Here is an 18137-nt window from a genome sequence, read left to right as displayed (position 1 = left end):
CCACCGACGATATCGGGACGGACCGACAAACGCGTCGCCCCTCACCCCCGGCCCGGGCCCCGGGAACGCAAAGACCCCCCGTGCACCCGCCAGAGCCCTCCTACCCTTGCTGCCTTCCGGCCCTGGGGGGGTTCAGAGAGATGACGCCACACGAGGGGCTGACCCCCACACTACCGGATCCCGGCCCCGACGATCCACAGGCCACCCCCGCCCTCCTGCCTGCGGGACAGGTGGTCGCGACCACCCCAAAACATGTACTAAGCTCTCCCTCGGAGGATTCGCCTAGAGGCCTAGGGCGCACGCTTGGAAAGCGTGTTGGGGGCAACCCCTCACGAGTTCGAATCTCGTATCCTCCGCCTTCGCCCGCCAGGGCAAACGAAGGCCCGGACCGCTCAGCGGCCCGGGCCTTCGTCGTTCCCTCCGAAGCCCGCCCCGGCATCGCTGCTCCGGCCCGCCCGGACAGCCGGCATACGACCACCGCGCCGATCGGAGCCGAGTTCCTTCCTGGTGGCGGCACCGCAGACGCCGGGCCGGCGTCCCCCACCGCTGCGGGGCCCACCGGGGAGCGGGCCGCGGGTGCGCGCAGTCCGACACCTCCGAATGGGACTCCGAGGCCACGGAACGTCACCGGGCCGCACTGTTCGACCTTCTCGACCGCACCCTGCGCGGCCGACGGCCAAGCGACCGCTCCCCAGGAGGGGCCGATACGGAGGAGTAGGCGCCGCACCGGCCCCCGCCGGCACTGGCGGGGCGGCTTCGGGGCCCGCTCCGGCTCTCCTCGGGGTGTTGCGGACATGCTCAAAACGCCCCTAGCGTGAGCGGCCGTCGATCCATTCGCGTGGAGAGGACTCCCCTTGATCATTCGTCACGTCAGAACCGCGGCACGAGCATTACTCGCAGCAGGCCTGCTCATCACCGGCGCGCTCGTCGGCGCGTCGCCGGCGGCGGCCGCTGCGGCACCGACGGACCTGACCGCGTCCGAGTACACCCTCACCGCGGACTATCACAAGTTCGACACGCTCAACTCGGCCCTCGTCACGGCACTGGGGACCTCTGCCGTGCACACGGTGATGGAGCACGCGAACCACGACCGGCAGGCACTCCCCGCGTCGTTCTCCGTCGGCGGCCTGTCCACCGGCTTCCGGTTCGACGACGGCGACAACTCCGACTGCCAGAGCTACCCGCAGGGAATCACGACGAGCCGGGACGCCGTGGGGACCGCGAACAGCGGCAACTACGACGGCCATCAGCTCGTGCTGGTGAGCTGGTACACCAAGGACGGTTGCGACGGCGCCCAGCAGCGCAGCCGGATCACCCTGGTCGACTGGGACGCCACCTACCCCAACACCTACCGCAAGATCCTTCTGGTGGAGCCGACCGGCACCGCGGCGGCGCCGGACTTCAAGGACATCCCGATCCACGCCGGCGGCGTCTCCTGGTACGGCGACTACCTCTACGTCGCCGACACCGGGCGCGGCATGCGCGTCTTCGACATGCGCAAGATCCTCAACACCGACACCGGCGGCACCGCCGGCCAGATCGGCCGCCAGTCCGACACCGTCTACTACGCCCACAACTACGCCTACGTGCTGCCCCAGATCGGCACGGTCACGTCGCAGACGACGTCCGGCAGCTCCCTGGTGTGGTCGTCGGTCTCCCTCGACCGGGTCAGCAAGTCGGTCGTGATGACGGAGTACACCTGCCAGTCGGGCTGCACCAGCTACCCCAACCGCCCGCCGAGGGCCGTCCGATTCCCGTTCGCACCCGGGGCGACGACGTTCGCCGCGACGACGACCGCCAGCCAGGCCCTCCAACTGCCCTGGTACAACCTCAACGGCGTGGCTTCCCACAACGGCCGATGGTGGTTCAACTCCTCGGGGCAGAAGAAGCTCTACTACTGGACCCCGACCGCAGGCCCCTCCACCTTCGCCTGGGTGAGCGGCGGCGAGAGCCTCTCCTACTGGGAGGACGCCACCAACCCCGACCTGCTGTGGTCGCTGCAGGAGCCCGCGGGCGGACGCAACGTCTTCGCCGTCACCCAGAGCACCTACGGCGGCGGCTGAGCACCGGACCTGCGCCCGGGGTGCGCGGCCTGCCGTTCGGCGGTATCCGGCCACGGCAAGCGGTTCGCTCCGGCGCAGGCCAGGACACCTGCGAACCTCGGCGGACTCTCCCGGGGAGCGTGTGGGGGGCAACCCCTCACGAGTTCGAAGCTCGTATCCCCCCGCCTTCACGAAGGCCCGGACCGCATCACGCGGTCCGGGCCTTCGTCGTGCCGCCGGCCCCGGCCCCTGGTCGGTCGGAGTCCGGGTCCCGGTCCGGCCGTAGGCTTGTCCCCACACTCGGGAGGGGAATTGAGCGCGGTCGTCTGTGTGCACGGGGTGAGCGGGCGGCACCCGGGCGAGGACTCGGCCTGGTGTACCGCGTCGGAGGTGCGCTGATGCGCTACCTCATCGCGGCGGGCACTCGCCACTACGTGGAGGAGCCGGAGCTGCCTCTGGTGCACGAGGACGTCGACGGAGTGGTCGGGCTCTTCGCGTCGATGGGGTACCAGCGGGTACTGGCCTCCGTCTCCCGCGATCCCGCATCGGCGGACTTCGAGGACGCCCTGTCCGACTGGTGCCGGAGCCCCGGGCTCACCGCCGATGACGTACTCGTCGTGTACTACGCCGGACACGGCTCCCGGTCCGCCACCAACCAGTACCGGCTGGCGTGTGCGGACAGCACCCACGGCCGGCCCCGCTCCTGGCTGTCCCTCCCCAACCTGGCCGAGGTCGTCGCCGAATCCCCCCTGCGCAATGTGCTGTTCATCATCGACGCCTGCCACGCCGCGGCGGCCGGGGCCGGGCTCGGTGCGGTGACCGACACCGTCGTGGCCGGTCGGGGACGCGGTGACGAACTCGGCTCGGGCACCTGGCTGCTGGCCTCCGCGCGCCATCGCGACACCGCCGTGGACGGCGCCTTCGTCTCCGAACTCGCCAAGGCCTACCACCAAGGTGACGGAGCATCGCAGCGCCACCTGTCCCCGGGCACCATCGCCGACCGGGTCAACCAGTCCTTCGTGGCGTCCGGGCTCAGGCAGCGGGCCGCCTGCTCGTCCGTGGACCAGTCGGAGCCGCCGCCGTTCTTCCCGAACCCGCTGTTCGACCCGCAGGCCGAGGTCACCGGGGAAGGGTGCACCGACGCGGGTTCCGCCGACCTCGCCTCGCACTTCGAACCGCGGGGGCGCGGCGTCGAACAGGTCTACGACTCCGGGTCGTACTTCACCGGACGAGAACGCGCCCTCCGGAGGGGACGCGACCACCTCGCCGGAGAAGAGGGCTCGGGCATCCTCGTGGTGACCGCCGATCCGGGCTCCGGCAAGTCCGCCGTACTCGGGCGGCTCGTCCTGGAAGGCTGCGCCGACGCCTCCGTCAACGCCCATCACCAGACGATGGAAGCGCTGGTCGAACGGCTCGCGGCCGCTGCCGACGTACGGGCCGCCACACCGGTGGCGCTGTTCGCGGCACTGGCCGGCCGACAGCGGCCGTTCCGCGTCATCGTCGACTCGCTCGACGAGGCCGGGTCCGGCGGCGACAAGGCCGAGGCCCGCCGCATCGCCTGGGAACTGCTGCGCCCGCTCGCCGGCGTGGCCTGCGTCCGGCTCGTCGTCGGATCGCGCCGTGAGCTGCTGTCCCACATCGGGGACCGGGTGCCGGTCATCGACCTCGACGACCGCGCGTACGCCGACGACACTGACACCGCCGAGTACGTCGCGAAGATCATCTCCGACACTGGCGCACCCTACGAGCACACCCCCGGCCTCGCACGTCAGGTGGCGGACGAGGTGGCACGCCGGGCCGGCCGCTGCTTCCTGGTCGCCCGCATGACGGCGAGCGCGCTGCTGCGCGACCGGCCCGTCGACACCTCCGTGCCGGGCTGGACGGAACAGCTCCCCTCCGATGTTGGCGGCGCCTTCGAGGCGTACCTCCAGCGGCTTCCGTCCGACCGCCACGAGCCGACGATGGCGCTGCTCACCGCCCTGGCCTTCGGGGAAGGCAGCGGCCTTCCCCGAAGGATCTGGGTGCAGGCCGCCAGGAGCCTGTCGGGCATGCCGCTCACGGAGGCGCACATCGATGTCCTCCTGGAGGAGGACGGCTCCTACCTGTCCCACGCGGTGGTGGACGGGACCAGGTACTTCCGGCTGTACCACCAGGAACTGACGGACCACATGAAGACCCGGGTGCTCGCGCGCCGGGACCTCAAGGACGTCCAGGAGTGCTTCGTCGACACGCTGATGGGCCTGGTCCCGGACCGGACCTGGTCGCGGGCCCATCCCTACGTACTGGCCCATCTCGCGACCCACGCGGCCGAGTCGGGGGCACTGGACGACCTCCTGGCGGATGCCTCGTACGTCGTCGGCGCGGAGCCTTCGACCCTGCTTCCCGCACTGCGCCACACGTTGCGCGATCCCATGCTGTCCATGGCCGTCGAACGCTACTGCTACCTCCTCACGGACGGAGTCTCCGCATCGGTCGACCGGGCCGCCCTGCTGGCGTACGTCGCGGGCACCCACGGGGAGCACGAACTCGCCCGGCAGGCCGAGGAGCTCTCCGGTTCGCTGCGGCGGATCCGGGTCGAGCCCCGTGAGATCACCCCGCACCGGGTGGTGGGGCGGCACGAGGGGGACGCATACTCGGTCAGTTCGGTGAGTCTGGACTGGATGGTCAAGGACCTCGTCCTCCCGGTCGGCAGCCGGGCCGTGCTGGCGACCAGGTCCTCGGTTCCCCATGTACACGTCTGGATGCTCGACGATCCGTCTCGGTCGACGGTCCTGCCGCACCCGGCGAACGTGGTGGGGCTCGAACTGCTCACCGAACCCACCGGCCGGACCGAGGCGGTCACACTTGACGCCAAGGGCACCGTCCGCCTCTGGAACGTGCTGGACCAGACGCTCACCCGAACGATCCCCGACACCGGGTACCGCCGCCTCTTCGACGCCGGCTTCCGGTCCGACGGCACGCCGGTCGTCGTGTGCGGGGACGCGGAACAGGTGGTGGCCCTGTCGTTGCCCGGGTGGGAACCGCTGGTCACGGTGGACTGCCCTACGCCTCCGCCACGCCTCTGGGACGATCCCAAGGCCTCGGCCTGTCTCGGCCGCGATGAGGGCGGCCGCGCCCGCCTGCTCACCTGTGACGGTGTGCGGGGGCAAGTCCTCCTGCACGCATTCGATGAACACCGCGACACTGTGGTGGTACGGGAGGGCATGGTCCGCCCTACCTTGCTGGACCGCATCCATCGAGGGCGTGGCACCGTGGCTGCCGTCGCCGAGTCCCGGGTCAGCTTGAGCCTGGTTGACGTGGGGACAGGGACGATCACGAGCATGCCGTTCGAGGGGTATTCGGAATTCAAGACCGGCTTCGCTCATGGCAGTACAGCGACGCCCGTCTTCGTGACGCTGAACAAGGAGGAGCTCCTGATCGCCCGCCTCGACGCAGCGCCACAACACGTTCCCGTGAAGGGCAAAGCGGCCAACAGCACGATGATGATGGTTCCCGTCCTGCACGCCGGTCGGATGCTCGCGGTGACGGCGACCTTCGGAATCCATCCGACCGTGGTGGACTGCGAAACGGGCGACGCCATCGGTTCGCCTCTCCGCGGCCACGAGGGCGCCGTGTGCGCCGTGCGACTCCTCGACGCGCCGGAGGCCGAGGGCCCCGACATCCTCGCCATCGGCAACGATGGCACCGCCCGACTCTGGCCATGGGCTGCCCACCACAGCGAGCCGACACCGGCTGGACACGACTCGTCCGGTGTGGGGTTCTCGGCACTTCAGGTCGAATCACTGATCCCCTGGTCCGAGGATCCGTCGGCGGTCATGTCCGTGACCCGCCATCGGATCACCATGCGCGTGCAACCGGACTTCCTGAACACAGCGGTGCCCGGAGTCGGCCGTGTTCCGGTCCCCGACATCGCGCTCGGAAGCACTCCGGATGAGGGCTACCACACCGAGGACCCCGACGGCACGCTCAACCTGCTCTCGTGGAAGTACACGGGGCACGTGGAACCCGAGAACCTCGATCCGGATTCCAAGGGTTGGCCGGTCTCCATACCCGTGTCCTTCGGCATCTGGCACCGCCTGCGCCCCGGCGAGGACGTCGTGAACACGGACCTCCCCTGGCTCCACGGCGACCGGGGCAGACTACGCGGGCGGCTCCTCCCCCCGACACGTTGGACGCCCCACACCCGTGTCGTGGGGTTCGACGCACTGCGCGGACGCGTCACGCTGGTGAATGCTCCCGATGACAGCCCGGACTGGGTGTCCCTCCCCTGGAGCATCGATCCCGTCAACGACTGCGTCCACTCGACGGCGTTCACCACGCTCTCCGGAGACACGGTGCTGATGACCGGTATCAGAAAGATCCAAGGGTGGGAGACCAGCGTGGCCGGACGATCGGCCCGTCCGTACACCGACTTCTTCGACGTCGTCGAGCCGCAGGTGCCGCAGGCGGGAGTGGCGACCGTGGGCCGGGTATGGAACATCGCCACCGGCACTCCACACCAGAGCGACGGGATCGAACTCGCCCCCGATGTACGCCTCCTGGTGCCCCACCACGGCAATTCGGGCACTCGCTGGATCGCGCAACAAGGGCTCAGCGGCGCGACGTCAGTGATCGACATGACCACCAATCGGCAGTATGCGGTGAATCTGCAACCTGAAGTCGTGACCTCGGACCTCGACGCCCGCCAGGAGGTGTCGCTCCGGCCTCTTCGCGACCTCTACTGGGTCGACCTGCCGAGCGGTACCCCCGTGCTGCTCTGCATCGCCCTTGAGGGGCGAGACAATCCCCGTCCCACCACGGCGACGGTCTGGAATCCCGCGACGCCCGACATCTCCCGGTGTCTGCCCGTCCCGGCTTTCCGCATCCTGTGGACGGGCCCCGCGCCCAACGGCGAGGCCCTGGTGGCCGTGAGCGACGAGCACGGTGTGGCCCTGTGCCATCTGCCCAGCTGCGAGAAGGTGTGGTCCGCCCCGCTGCCGGCCCTCGTCACCTCGCTCACCGTCCTTCCCGGGAGCCCGTGCCTCGACCTGGCCGTCGGCACCCAGCAGGGGGTCGTCTTCCTGCGCCCCCAGCTGCCCCCGGACTGGTGCAGGCGCCTCGGCGTCGACTGATCCGCCGATGTCCGATTCGTTCAAGACCGGGCGGGTGGGGGCGCCTAGCGTGGCGGGCATGAACAGCACACCTGCACCGCAGTTCGCCTTCGTCGGGCTGGCCGTTTCGGACATGGCCGCCTCGGTCGCCTTCTACCGGCGGTTGGGGGTGGGGTTCGCCGAGGGGGCCGAGGGTGAGGCGCACGTCGAGGCCGAGTTGCCGGGCGGGCCGCTCCTGGTGCTCGACACCGAGGCCACCATCCGGTCGTTCCACCCCGCCTGGCAGCCGCCGAGCCGCGGCACGCGGGCCGCGTTGGCGTTCCGCTGCGGGAGCCCCGCGCAGGTGGACGCGCTGTACGAGGAGCTGACCGGCGCCGGGTACCACGGGGAGTTGAAGCCGTGGGACGCCTTCTGGGGGCAGCGCTACGCCGTGGTGCACGATCCGGACGGCAACGGGGTGGACCTGCTCGCGCCCCTGTAGCAGGAGCTAGCCGAGCAGCAGTGCCGTCATCGGCATGCCCGCCAACTCCCGTACGTCGCGGGCCAGGTGGGCCTGGTCCGCATAGCCGGCCAGGGCCGCCGCCTCGGCCGTCGGAACGCCGGAGCGGGCGAGCGCCAGGGCGCGCTGCATGCGCAGGATCCGCGCGAGGGTCTTGGGACCGTAGCCGAAGGCGGCCAGTGAGCGGCGGTGGAGTTGGCGCGCGCCGAGGCCGACCGTCTCGGCCGTCGCGGCGACGGACCGTCCGGCGGCGAGCGAGGCGGCCACCACGCGGATCAGCGGCTCCTCGGGCGGGGCCTCGGCCGCCAGGCGCAGGGCCAGGGCCTCCAGTGCGGCGGCCGCATCGGGGGCCGCGTCGATGAGTTCGGTGAGGCGCCGGACTTCGGCGGCCGGCCTCAGGTCGGCCAACTCGACGCGGCGGTCCCGTAGTTCGTGCGCGGGGACGCCGAGCAGGGCGGGGGCGGCACCGGGCCGGAAGCGAACGCCCGCCCACGGGCCGCGCAGCCCGGGGCCGGGGCGGAAGGCGTGGGTGTCCGGTCCGGCGACCAGGAGCCGCCCCTGCGTCCACAGCAGGTCCATGCAGCCGTCGGGCAGAACGGGCCCGGCCTGGGCGGCGTCCGTACGCCCGAGGGCCTGCTTCGTCCACACGACCGCACCGGGCAGCCGGGACGCGCGCTCCCGGTACGGCGAGGACGACTCCATGACGCGAGGCTACGCGCCGCGGGACGGGGGCGCGCGAACGCCGTCGGCCCCGGCTGCACGGGGCAACCGGGGCCGACGGGGATGTCCAGGACGTCAGGACGGACGGGCGGAGGCTCAGGCGACCGGCTCGGCCTCCGGCGCCACCGGAGCGTCGCCCCCCGCGCGGGCTGCCTTCCGGCCGTCGCGCATCAGCACCAGGGTGAGCACCGCGGCCGCGACGACCGCGATGCCGCCCACCGTGAAGGTGGTGGAGGTGGCGGTGTTGAACGCCTCCCGGGCGGCCGCGACCAGTCCGCCGTCCCCGGTGGAGCGGGCCACCGCGAGCGCGCCGGTGATGTCGTGGCGGGCGGCCTCGGGGGCGGCGTCGGGCATCGCGCCGGTGTAGGTGCTGGAGAGCACGGTGCCGAGGATGGCCACGCCGAGCGCCGCACCGGACTGCTGGATGGTGTCGTTGAGCGCGGAGCCGACACCGGCGTGCTCGCTGGGGATGGCGCCCATCAGCGCGTTGGCGGCGGCCGGCATGCCGAGGCCGGAGCCGATGCCGAGCACCAGCATGGCCAGGGCGACCTTGGTGAAGCCGTCGCCGACCGACAGGGTGGCCAGCAGCCCGAAGCCGCCCGCGATGATCAGCATGCCGATCGAGGTGAGCACCCGCGCCGGGATCTTCTTGCCGAGCACCGCGCCCACCGCGTTGAACACCAGCGAGGCAATGGCCAGCGGGATGAAGGCGAGGCCGGTGTCGGTGGGCGAGAACTCCAGCACGAACTGGAGGTGCTGGGTGAGGACCAGCATCAGCCCGCCGGTGGCGAAGGTCAGCAGGACGAGCGAGAAGCTGGCGCCGGTGAAGACCCGGTTGCGGAACAGGTTGAGCGGGACCATCGGCGAGTCGGTGCGGACCTGCCGGACGGCGAAGCCGGCCAGTGCGGCCACCGCGAGGAGGAGCGCGCCGAGGGTGCTCACGCTGGTGAAGCCGTCCCGGGGCAGCACGATGATCGACCAGACCAGCGCCGTCATGCCGATCATCGACAGCACCATGCCCGGCAGGTCGGGACGGCGCCACGGCCCCTTGGACTCGGGCATCAGCACCATCGCGGCGACGATGGCGACCGCCGCGACCGGCACGTTGAGCAGGAAGACCGCGCCCCACCAGAAGTGCGCGATCAGCGCGCCGCCCAGCACCGGACCGCCGACCAGTCCGATCATGGCCACCGCGGTCCAGGCGGCGATCGCCTTCGGGCGCTCCTCGTCGTCGAAGACGGTGATCAGGATGGAGAGCGTGCTCGGCATGACCAGCGCGCCGCCGACGCCCATCAGGACGCGCCCGGCGATCAGCTCACCGGGGCTGCCGGCGTACGCCGCGACCAGCGAGGCCGCGCCGAACAGCGCCAGTCCGACGATCATCACCTTCCGCCGTCCGAAGCGGTCGGAGAGGCTGCCCGAGGTCAACAGCAGGCCGGCGAAGACCAGGATGTACGAGTCGATGATCCACTGAATGTCCTGCGCCCCGGCCTTGAGGTCCTCCGCGATCGGCGGGACGGACACCGTGAGCACCATGTTGTCGATCACCAGCACCAGGCTGCTGAGACAGAGCACGACCAGAATGAGCCAGCGCTGCGGATGACGTTCCACGGCGTTTTCCCCCTTCGAGCTTCGGATCGGACGCGGGCTGTGGCCGCGCGGAAGTCGTCGCGGGCACACCGCCCTCCGTCCCCAGGGGGTACGGTGTGCGCCGCTCCGAACACTGTACGGACGCCGCACACTGTTCGCAACGCCGCACACTGTTCGATCTCCGTACGCTGTTCGTGGCGCCGTACACTGTTCGCAACCTGTGGCGAGCTGCGCCGGACCGGACCGGGTCCGGACGATTGGTGAGGAGGGCCCGATGGCGGCCAAATCAGAGGACGGTACGACCCCGGGCATCCCGACGCTGTGGAACCGGCCCCAGCGACGGCGGGAGCAGCCCACCCTCAGCCGCGAACAGATCGTCGCCGAGGCCTTCGCGCTGCTGGACTCCGACGGCATCGAGGCGCTGAGCATGCGCAAGCTCGCCGCCCGGCTGAACGCCGGCGCGACCTCGCTCTACACCCACGTCGCCAACAAGGACGAGCTGCTCGCCCTGGTCGTCGACCAGGTCTTCGGCACCCTCCCGCTGACCGAGGCCGAGGGCTCCGAGGACCCGGAGGTCTGGCGCGCGAAGGTCATGGAGTGCGCCGAGAGCGTGCGCGCGGCCATCATGCGCCACCCCTGGATGGTGTCCGTGATCGGCGACGTCGGGATGGTCTACCTCGGCCCCAACTGGATGCGGCTCTCCGAGGCCCAGCTGGCCGTGATGGAGACGGCCGGTTTCGAGATCGGCGAGGCGAACGACGCGATGAGCGCGGTCATGGGCTACACCATCGGAACCGCCTCCGTGGAGGCCTCCTGGGTGGCCTCGCTGGCCCGCAGCGGCCAGGACGAGGAGGAGTGGATGAACCAGCTGCTGCCCACCGTCATCGAGGCCACCAAGGAGTTCCCGCGGCTGCACCGGCTGTACACCACCGAGGTTCCGGACGAGGTCGCCGCGGGCCGGGACAGCAGCTTCGCCCGCGGCATCAACGTCATCCTGGACGGGATCGAGGCGTCCCGGGCCGCCCGCCGCGAGGGCTGAGCCCGGACGGTCGGCCCACCCGGGACGTGCTCAACTCCCGCTGAGCGCCTGCACCTCCGCGTACCCGGGCGCCGGGCCGACCGGCTCGCCCGCCGCGACGGCCGCCGCCGTGGCCACCGCCGCCGCCAGGGCCGCGCGGTACAGCAGCGAGCCCAGGCTGACCCGGGCCACCCCGAGCCCGGCCAGCTCGGCGAGGCCCGGGCCGGCCGGCGTCCAGAGGATGTTGAGCGGGACGGCGAGCGCGCCGACCAGCCGGCCGATGGCCGCCGGATCGGCCAACCCGGGGACGAACACCCCGTCCGCGCCCGCCCGCTGGTAGGCGTCCAGGCGCCGGAGCGTCTCCGCCTCGGGGGCGCCCTGACCGCACCAGTAGGTGTCGGTGCGGGCGTTCACGAACAGCTCCGGCGCGGCCGCCTTCACCGCCGCGATCTTCGCGGCGTGACGGGCGGACGGGGTCAGCGTGCCGTCCGCCCGGCCGTCCTCCAGGTTGATGCCGACCGCTCCCGCCTTCACCAACTCCACGGCCAGCTCGGCGACTTCGTCCGGGCTGTCGCTGAACCCGGACTCCGCGTCGACGCTGAGCAGGAAGCCGCCGCGTCCGAGCCGGCGCGCCAGCCGTACGGTCTCCGCGCGGGTGGCGGCGGCGCCGTCGGGCAGCCCGGCGACGGCTGCCACACCCAGGCTGGTGGTGCCGATCGCGGGGTGGCCCTGGGCGGCGAGGGCGACGGCCGAGGCGTGGTCCCAGGCGTTGGGGAGCAGCAGCGGGCGGCCGGGCCGGTGGTGCAGGGCGGCGAAGGGGGTCATCGGGTCGTCTCCATCGGCTCGTTCGTGAGGTTTCCGGTCGCGTCCACCGGGCAGCCGATCGCGTCTACCGGGCAGTCGGCCGCGCCCGCCAGGCTCCCGACCGAGTCCGCGTAGTAGTACCCGGCCTCGGAGACGTGGCAGACGATCTGCCGGAAGCTCCAGCCCGCCCCCGGCGAGTCGTCCAGCCGCCCGTCCGGCAGCGCGGCGACCCGCCGGGACCAGATCCCGGCCAGCCGGGTCAGCCGGCTGCGGGCCTCGTCCAGGTCGGCGGTGGTGAACGGGGCGAGGTCGGCCGTGGTGGTGACGTTGGAGGCGTGCCAGTGGTCGGGCTCGGTCGGCTCGCCGGCCAGCCGGGCGTCCAACTCGGCCAGGTGGTCCAGGAGATGGTCGGTGATGCGGCGAACCGCCTTGTACGGAGCGTAGGTCCGGCCGTCGGCGTTGACGATCGGGCGGCCGTCCCAGGCCGTCCAGCCGGCCGCCAGCGCGAGCACGTGGTCGACCATCTCCGGCACCAGGGCGGCGAGTTCGCCCTGGTCGAGGTCCGGCGCCGGCGGTGTCCCGGTGTCCGCCGGATCGGAGGCGCCGTACAGGATGCCCTCGGCGATGGCCATGGCCTGCGCGCGTCCCGGGCAGCTCCGGGGCGGGGCGCCGAAGGTGAGCGCGACGCCCTCCGGTGCCCCGGCCTGGGCGGCCGCGATGTCGAGCAGGACCTGCGTCCCGGCCGGCACCTCGACCCCGCCGACCGCGGTCGCCCGGGCGGCGAGCCGCCGCATCGTCCGCAGCGGCGGGTCCGTGCGCAGCACGCCGGCCGGCCCGTCCTCGTGCCGGCGGGCGCCCTCGACCAGCGCGGCGGTGGCGTCGCAGGCCTGGACGAGCAGGCCGATCCGGTTCGCGGCCGTCTCCTCGTCCCGGTCCCCCATCGCGGGCAGCAGCCGGGCCACCGCCACGTCCGCCGCCGGGTCGTCCGGTGTGTCGGCGAAGTAGGCCCGGGCCACCGTCGCGACGTCCCGCGCCACGGCCTCCGGGTCGGCGAGGCCGAGCTCCGCCGCGAGCACCCGGACCACCCGCAGCCGGACGTCGGGCTCGAAGCCGCCGGCCGCGGCCACCCGCAGCCGGGACGGGTCCAGCCGTTCCAGGTCGGCCAGCACCAGCGCCCGGCGCCGGGCGTGCGGCTCCCCCGAGCTGAACCGGGCGACGGCGGACCGCAGCCAGGCCACCGTGCCGGGGGTGGCGCCGGGCGCGGCGGGCGGCGGGACCAGCGCCGGGTCGGCCAGGGCCGCCGTGACGTCGTCGTAGCGGGAGAAGGTCGTGGTCGCGGGGCCGGAGACCACCGTGGTTTCGCTCATGCCGTCATCGTGGCCCCGGGTCGTTTCGGCGCCGGCCGAACCGTGCCGGGGCGACCCTGGAGGCATGTCCCCGGCTCCGCTCCCCCACGCGGCCCCACCGCTTCGACCGCCCCCGCCCCCGGACGCGGCCCCGCCCCCGGACGCGACCCGACCCCCGAACGCGACCCGACCCCCGAACACAGCCCTCCGCGCGCCAACGGACACGCCCACGGACACGCCGCCGTGCCCCGACCATGGAGGCATGACGCTCGCCGCCTTCGCCGCCCTGCTCGCCGACCCCACCCGCGCCGCCATCTGCACCGCGCTGCTCGACGGCCGTGCCTGGACCGCCGGTGAACTGGCCCGGCACACGCGCGTCGCGCCGTCCACGGCCAGCGAGCACCTGTCCCGGCTGATCGCCGGCGGGCTGCTGGCCGAGGAGCGGCAGGGCCGGCACCGGTACGTCCGACTGGCCACACCCGCGGTGGCCACGCTGATCGAGGACCTCACCGCCTTCGCCGAGTCCGGCCCCGGCCCCGCGACCGCGCCCCGCACCCTGGGCGAGGCCACCCGGCTGAGCGCCGAGGCCCGCGCCCGCACCTGCTACGACCACCTGGCCGGGCGCCTCGGCGTGGCCGTGTCCGACGCGCTGCTCGCCCGCGGCCTGGTCACCGAGGAGAGCGGGCTGGCCGTCACCGGGCTCGGGCGGGACTGGCTGGCCGCGCAGGCGATCGAGCTGCCGCCGCGCGCGGGCCGCCGGGGCGGGCGCCCGGTGGTGCGCGGCTGCCTGGACTGGACGGAGCGCCGCAAGCACTTGGGCGGGGCGCTGGGCGCGGCGCTCCACCGGGCCGCCCTGGACCGCGCCTGGGTGGAGCGGATCGGCTCCGGACGGGCCCTTCGGGTCACCCCGGACGGCGGCCGGGTGCTGCGCGAACTCCTCGGCGTGGAGCTGCCCTGACGGCGGTCCGACCACTGGCGGCGCCGCTCAGCCCATCGACTTCGCCCCGTCCAGCGACTCCCGGACGATGTCGGCGTGCCCGGCGTGCTGCGCGGTCTCGGCGATCAGGTGCAGCAGCACCCGCCGGACCGACCAGGCCGTGCCCGGCGGGAACCAGGGCGCGGACGGCAGCTCATGGGCGAGGTCGAGGTCGGGCAGGGTCCGGACCAGCTCGTCCGTCCCACGGGCCACCCGCTCGTACTCGGCGAGCAGCCCGGCCAGGGTGTCGCCCTCCACCATCCGGAACTGGGCCGCCCAGGCGTCCGCGTTGCCGGGGCCGTGCTGCCCGTCCCGGCCCCGCATCGCCTCCGCGCCGCCGGTCATGAACCGCCCCCAGCGTTCCTCGACCGCCGCCACGTGCTTGATCAGGCCGCCGAGGCTCAGCTCGCTGACCGTGGTGCGCCGGGCCGCCTGCTCGTCGGTGAGGTCCCGGACGGTGTGCCGCAGCAGTCCGCGGTGCTTGTCGAGCGTCTCGACGAGTTCCTCGCGCTCACCCATGGGTCACTCCCCCCGCCTGCCGGGTCGGCCGGTCTGCCGCCCGCCGTGTCATGAGACGTCCACCGTCTTCGGCCGCTCGCCGGCCGTCCGTCCGAGGTCGATCAGCCCGAAGGCCGCACCCTGCGGGTCGCCGACCGCCGCGAACCGGCCGAACGGGCTGTCCATCGGCCCGAAGTACACCGTGCCGCCGCGCGCCGTCAGCCGCCCGATCGCGGCGTCGGTGTCGTCCACCGCGAAGTAGACGCTGATGTACGAGGGCGCCTGGGGCGGCAGGACGCCCTCCGCCCCCATCCGGCCCAGCACCGGCCGGTCGCCGACCCGGAACATCTGGTAGTCGAACTCCTCGGGGTCCATCTTCCTCACGCCGTACGGGAAGACCGCGGGGAAGAAGGCGTCGGCCTTCGCGGGCTCACGGGTCACCAGCTCGGCCCAGCTGTACGCGCCGGGCCCGCCCTGCTGCTCGAAGCCCTCGTACCGGCCTGCCTGCCAGACGCCGAACACCACGCCGGCCGGGTCCCTGGCGATCACCATCGTGCCGAAGTCGCCGATCTGCGTCGGCCCCATGACCACTTCGCCGCCGTTGGCGCGGATCCGCGCCGCAGTGGCGGCCGCGTCCGGCGAGGCCAGGTACAGGCACCAGGCGGACTGAGCCTCCATGCCGGGCATCGGCGGCACGATCGCGGCGACCGCCTTGCCGCCCGAGTACGCCCGGGTGTAGTTGCCGAACTCCGACGAACTCTCACCGAAGGTCCAGCCCAGCACGTCACCGTAGAAGGCCTTCGCGCCCTCCAGATCGGCGAACATCGCGTCGGCCCAACAGGGTGTGCCCTCAGGTAGCGCAGCCATCTCTCTGCCCTCGCGTGTGGCGAAGTGCGCGCGCCGGAGGGCGCACGCCGGTCCCCGGTTCGCCAGCCTAGCCACGACGCGGCGCCCCCGCGCGGGATGGAGAAAAATGGACCCGCGCGGGGGCGCTCCGTCAGCGGCTCACTGCCGCGGCACCGTCCCGCCCGACGGCAGCCGCAACGAGGCCGTACCCAGGCCGGTCGGGCCGAGCGGCAGCACACCGGTCAGGACGGCCGGCGAGGGCTCAGGGGCCCGTTCGGGGCCGGGGACGGGCAACGGCGGCACCGCGGGGGCCGTCGGAGCCTCGGTGGCGGCCGCCGTGGCCGCCCGCCGGGCCTGCGAGGCCTCCGCCAGGTCCCGTCCCGCGCCGTAGTGCCGCTCCAGGTCGGCCGTCCCGTACCGAAGACAGCCCTCGTGCCAGCTCAGGATGCCCGCGAGCCAGTTCTCCAGTTCCCCCACGTACCCGTCGAGCAGCTCCCTGGCCGCCTGTTCCAGCCCGAAGTCCTCGTACATGACCGGGAGTTCCTTCTGCGCGACGTGCTGGAACTGGCCCAGCCGCGAGTGCATCAGGTCGTCGACGATCCGGACCGCCGACTCGTAGTCGCAGTTGAAGAAGTTCTGCACCACCAGGACGGCGTTGTGCAGCTCGCCCTCGTACTCGATCTCCTTCTGGTAGGAGAAGAGGTCGTTCATCATGCACGCGTAGTCCATCGCGGAGTTCTCCAGCGCGCGCATCGAGCCGTGGTCGTACACCTCCTGCGGCACGGTCTCCCCGTGGCCGAGCCGGGAGAGGCTCGTGGTGAGCTCGGAGCCGAAGGTGGAGCGGCGCATCTCCAGGTAGTCCACCGGGTCCGGGATGCGGTTCTGGATCTGGTTGCCCAGCTCCCAGATCCAGCTGTCCAGCATCGCCTCGACCGCCACCCGGAACCGGGTCCTGGCCTCGACGGTCATCGGGCCGGCGGTGCGCTCCCAGATGTCGGCGAGGCCGCGCTCCAGCGCGTTGACGGGTTCCGGTGCGGGGGTGCCGTCCACCGGCATGAACAGCGACAGCCGTGCGTTGGCGGCCTTGGCGCCGCCCAGGTCACGGGTGTGCCCGAAGGCCCGGGGGTAGTAGTCGTCGGCCCAGGTGCCCCAGAGCAACCAGGCCGACGCGATGTCGAGTTGGTCGGCCGTGGCGTCCGGGTGGATGCCGGCCGCGCAGAGCGGGAGGTCGTAGTCGCGCGCCGACTCGGCGTCCCAGATGCCGGACGCGGGAACGCCCGGCTCCACCGCCAGCAGTCCCATCCGCTCCGCCCACTCGACCACGCGCTCCCGGGCGCCGTCCAGGTGGGGGCTCAGCCGGAGTTCGTACGGCAGCTTGAACTCGGGCAGTCGGGAGGGCCCGACGACCTGGTACGGCACGTGGCTGTACGACCTCGCCCGCCGCCCCGCCGGGCCCGCCGCGCCCCCGGCCGCCGACGCCGCGCTCTCCACCGAGGCCGCCGAGGCCCCCGCGGCCGTGCTGCGCAGGATGTCCAGCGCCGAGGTGCCGATGCCGCCGATCGCGTACTGGTCCCACCAGTTACCGCCCCCGGACCCACCCGGCAGCCCCGGCAGCCCGGCCGGCGCGCCGCCCGAGCCGGGTGCCACCCCGCCGGAACCGCCCGAACCCGCCGCCGCCCCACCGCCGTTCATGTACCGGCTGGAGCGCAGGTGCCACTCGTGTCCGCCGGACTGCCAGTCCTGGAGGCCCTTGACGTACGCCATCACCCGGGCGCGGCCCGCCGGGTCGAGCCCGGTCTCCGCGAACAGCACGGGCAGTTCGGTGAACACGGTGTTCTCGAACTGCTGGAGCCGCGAGGTGAGCAGGTCGTTGACCGCCTCGGCGGCCTCCTGGGTGGAGCACTCCAGGAACCGCTCCAGCACCAGGATCCCGTTGCTCAGCTCGCCCTCGTCCTCCACCTCCCGCTGGTACGAGAAGATGTCGTTGCGCAGGTGCACCCCGTCGGAGAAGGCGTCCATCAGCACCCGCAGCGCCCGCGAACCCGACACCTCCTTGGGCACCTCGGCGTCGGCGGCATACTCGACCAACTGCGCGGACCAGGGCGCGCCGCCGACCTTGCGGCGCATCTCGATGTACTCGACCGGGTTGGCCACCCGGCCCTCGTTGATGTTCGCGAGCTCCCAGAGCGACTCGTTGAGCAGGTTCCGGGTGCTCTCGGCGAAGCGGACCCGCCAGTCCTCGCCCATCGCCGGCACGGTGCGCCGCCACAGGTCGGCCAGGCCCGCCTCGACCGGGTTCTCCGGCTCGGGCAGCTCGGCGGCCGGGTCGGCCGGCATGAACAGCGGCAGCCGGTCGAGGTGGGCCTTGCCCGCCTCGCGGTCGTTGGTGCGCTTGTACATGTCGAGGAAGTGGTCGTCGAAGAAGAAGACCCACACGTACCAGTCGGTGACCAGCGACAGCGCCTCGGCGGGTGCGTCGGGATGGGTGTACGCGCAGAGCAGGCCGTAGTCGTGGGCCTCCAGGTCGGCCTGATCCCAGATTCCGGAGCCCTCCAGCATCCCCATCTCCCGGGCCCAGGCGGTGGAATGGGCCCGCGCCTCGTCCAGATGGGGGTTGAGCCGCGCCGGGTGCGGCACGTAGAAGGACGGCAGTTCGAACGGCTGGGTCACGGCGGGCGGGCCTTTCTGGACGCGTCGATTGGACCAAG

General features: G+C 72.6%; 12 protein-coding genes, 1 tRNA gene and 1 other RNA gene. 6 read left to right on the top strand and 8 right to left on the bottom strand.

Annotated elements, in window-relative coordinates; genetic code table 11:
- Positions 1–69 precede the first annotated feature (69 nt).
- Positions 70–160: signal recognition particle sRNA small type (ffs, locus tag AB0O11_RS00450), an RNA gene on the bottom strand.
- A 111-nt stretch (positions 161–271) separates the two neighbouring features.
- Here ffs and AB0O11_RS00445 point away from each other — a divergent pair.
- The 4 genes from AB0O11_RS00445 to AB0O11_RS00430 all read left to right on the top strand — a co-directional run bounded on the left by AB0O11_RS00445 (position 272) and on the right by AB0O11_RS00430 (position 7613).
- A tRNA-Ser gene (locus AB0O11_RS00445) sits at positions 272–356 on the top strand.
- A 498-nt stretch (positions 357–854) separates the two neighbouring features.
- Positions 855–2063 carry a hypothetical protein gene (locus AB0O11_RS00440; RefSeq protein WP_363380125.1) on the top strand — a complete coding sequence of 403 codons (1209 nt, stop codon included), beginning with the start codon at positions 855–857 and terminating at the stop codon, positions 2061–2063.
- Between the two features lie 353 nt (positions 2064–2416).
- Complete coding sequence (locus tag AB0O11_RS00435; protein WP_363380123.1) at positions 2417–7153, top strand: caspase family protein; 4737 nt, start codon at positions 2417–2419, stop codon at positions 7151–7153.
- Between the two features lie 58 nt (positions 7154–7211).
- Complete coding sequence (locus AB0O11_RS00430) at positions 7212–7613, top strand: VOC family protein (RefSeq protein WP_363380122.1); 402 nt, start codon at positions 7212–7214, stop codon at positions 7611–7613.
- 6 nt (positions 7614–7619) lie between these two features.
- Here AB0O11_RS00430 and AB0O11_RS00425 read toward each other — a convergent pair whose 3' ends face one another.
- On the bottom strand, positions 7620–8333 hold the full coding sequence (locus tag AB0O11_RS00425) for a helix-turn-helix domain-containing protein (protein ID WP_363380119.1): 714 nt from the start codon (positions 8331–8333) through the stop codon (positions 7620–7622).
- 114 nt (positions 8334–8447) lie between these two features.
- Positions 8448–9962 (bottom strand): MFS transporter, encoded by a 1515-nt coding sequence (locus tag AB0O11_RS00420; protein ID WP_363380116.1) that lies wholly within the window; start codon positions 9960–9962, stop codon positions 8448–8450.
- Positions 9963–10215: 253 nt separating this feature from the next.
- Here AB0O11_RS00420 and AB0O11_RS00415 point away from each other — a divergent pair, with 253 nt between their 5' ends.
- Positions 10216–10980, top strand: coding sequence for a TetR/AcrR family transcriptional regulator C-terminal domain-containing protein (locus AB0O11_RS00415; protein ID WP_363380113.1), 765 nt, complete (start codon positions 10216–10218; stop codon positions 10978–10980).
- A gap of 30 nt (positions 10981–11010) precedes the next feature.
- On the opposite strand, the gene AB0O11_RS00410 is transcribed toward AB0O11_RS00415, so the two are convergent.
- A complete protein-coding gene (locus tag AB0O11_RS00410) occupies positions 11011–11784 on the bottom strand; it encodes an isocitrate lyase/phosphoenolpyruvate mutase family protein (protein WP_363380111.1) in 774 nt (257 codons plus the stop codon).
- The gene (locus AB0O11_RS00405; RefSeq protein WP_363380108.1) at positions 11781–13130 is read right to left on the bottom strand and encodes a hypothetical protein; all 1350 of its coding nucleotides are present in this window, start codon (positions 13128–13130) and stop codon (positions 11781–11783) included. The genes AB0O11_RS00410 and AB0O11_RS00405 overlap by 4 nt, the downstream gene beginning before the upstream one ends.
- A 241-nt stretch (positions 13131–13371) precedes the next feature.
- Between AB0O11_RS00405 and AB0O11_RS00400 the strand changes: the two genes are divergently transcribed.
- Positions 13372–14067 carry a winged helix-turn-helix domain-containing protein gene (locus AB0O11_RS00400; protein WP_363380106.1) on the top strand — a complete coding sequence of 232 codons (696 nt, stop codon included), beginning with the start codon at positions 13372–13374 and terminating at the stop codon, positions 14065–14067.
- A gap of 27 nt (positions 14068–14094) precedes the next feature.
- Here the strand turns inward: AB0O11_RS00400 and AB0O11_RS00395 are convergent, their stop codons facing one another.
- From AB0O11_RS00395 to AB0O11_RS00385, 3 genes are all read right to left on the bottom strand, one after another.
- Positions 14095–14604, bottom strand: a complete 510-nt coding sequence (locus AB0O11_RS00395; RefSeq protein WP_363380103.1) for a DinB family protein — start codon at positions 14602–14604, stop codon at positions 14095–14097.
- Positions 14605–14652: 48 nt separating this feature from the next.
- On the bottom strand, positions 14653–15450 hold the full coding sequence (locus AB0O11_RS00390; RefSeq protein ID WP_363380100.1) for a VOC family protein: 798 nt from the start codon (positions 15448–15450) through the stop codon (positions 14653–14655).
- 138 nt (positions 15451–15588) lie between these two features.
- Positions 15589–18099, bottom strand: coding sequence for a terpene synthase family protein (locus AB0O11_RS00385; protein ID WP_363380097.1), 2511 nt, complete (start codon positions 18097–18099; stop codon positions 15589–15591).
- Between the last annotated feature and the right edge of the window lie 38 nt (positions 18100–18137).

The organism is Kitasatospora sp. NPDC093102 (genome assembly GCF_040683915.1).
In the GTDB taxonomy this organism is placed as follows: Bacteria; Actinomycetota; Actinomycetes; order Streptomycetales; family Streptomycetaceae; genus Kitasatospora.
The sequence above is the reverse complement of the archived record's forward strand: the minus strand, read 5'-3'. Positions and strand labels throughout refer to the sequence as shown.

Coding starts and splice junctions, on each gene's coding strand:
- AB0O11_RS00430 (WP_363380122.1), top strand. CDS start 7,212: ATGAACAGCACACCTGCACCGCAGTTCGCCTTCGTCGGGCTGGCCGTT.
- AB0O11_RS00425 (WP_363380119.1), bottom strand. CDS start 8,333: ATGGAGTCGTCCTCGCCGTACCGGGAGCGCGCGTCCCGGCTGCCCGGT.
- AB0O11_RS00415 (WP_363380113.1), top strand. CDS start 10,216: ATGGCGGCCAAATCAGAGGACGGTACGACCCCGGGCATCCCGACGCTG.
- AB0O11_RS00410 (WP_363380111.1), bottom strand. CDS start 11,784: ATGACCCCCTTCGCCGCCCTGCACCACCGGCCCGGCCGCCCGCTGCTG.
- AB0O11_RS00405 (WP_363380108.1), bottom strand. CDS start 13,130: ATGAGCGAAACCACGGTGGTCTCCGGCCCCGCGACCACGACCTTCTCC.
- AB0O11_RS00400 (WP_363380106.1), top strand. CDS start 13,372: ATGACGCTCGCCGCCTTCGCCGCCCTGCTCGCCGACCCCACCCGCGCC.
- AB0O11_RS00395 (WP_363380103.1), bottom strand. CDS start 14,604: ATGGGTGAGCGCGAGGAACTCGTCGAGACGCTCGACAAGCACCGCGGA.
- AB0O11_RS00390 (WP_363380100.1), bottom strand. CDS start 15,450: ATGGCTGCGCTACCTGAGGGCACACCCTGTTGGGCCGACGCGATGTTC.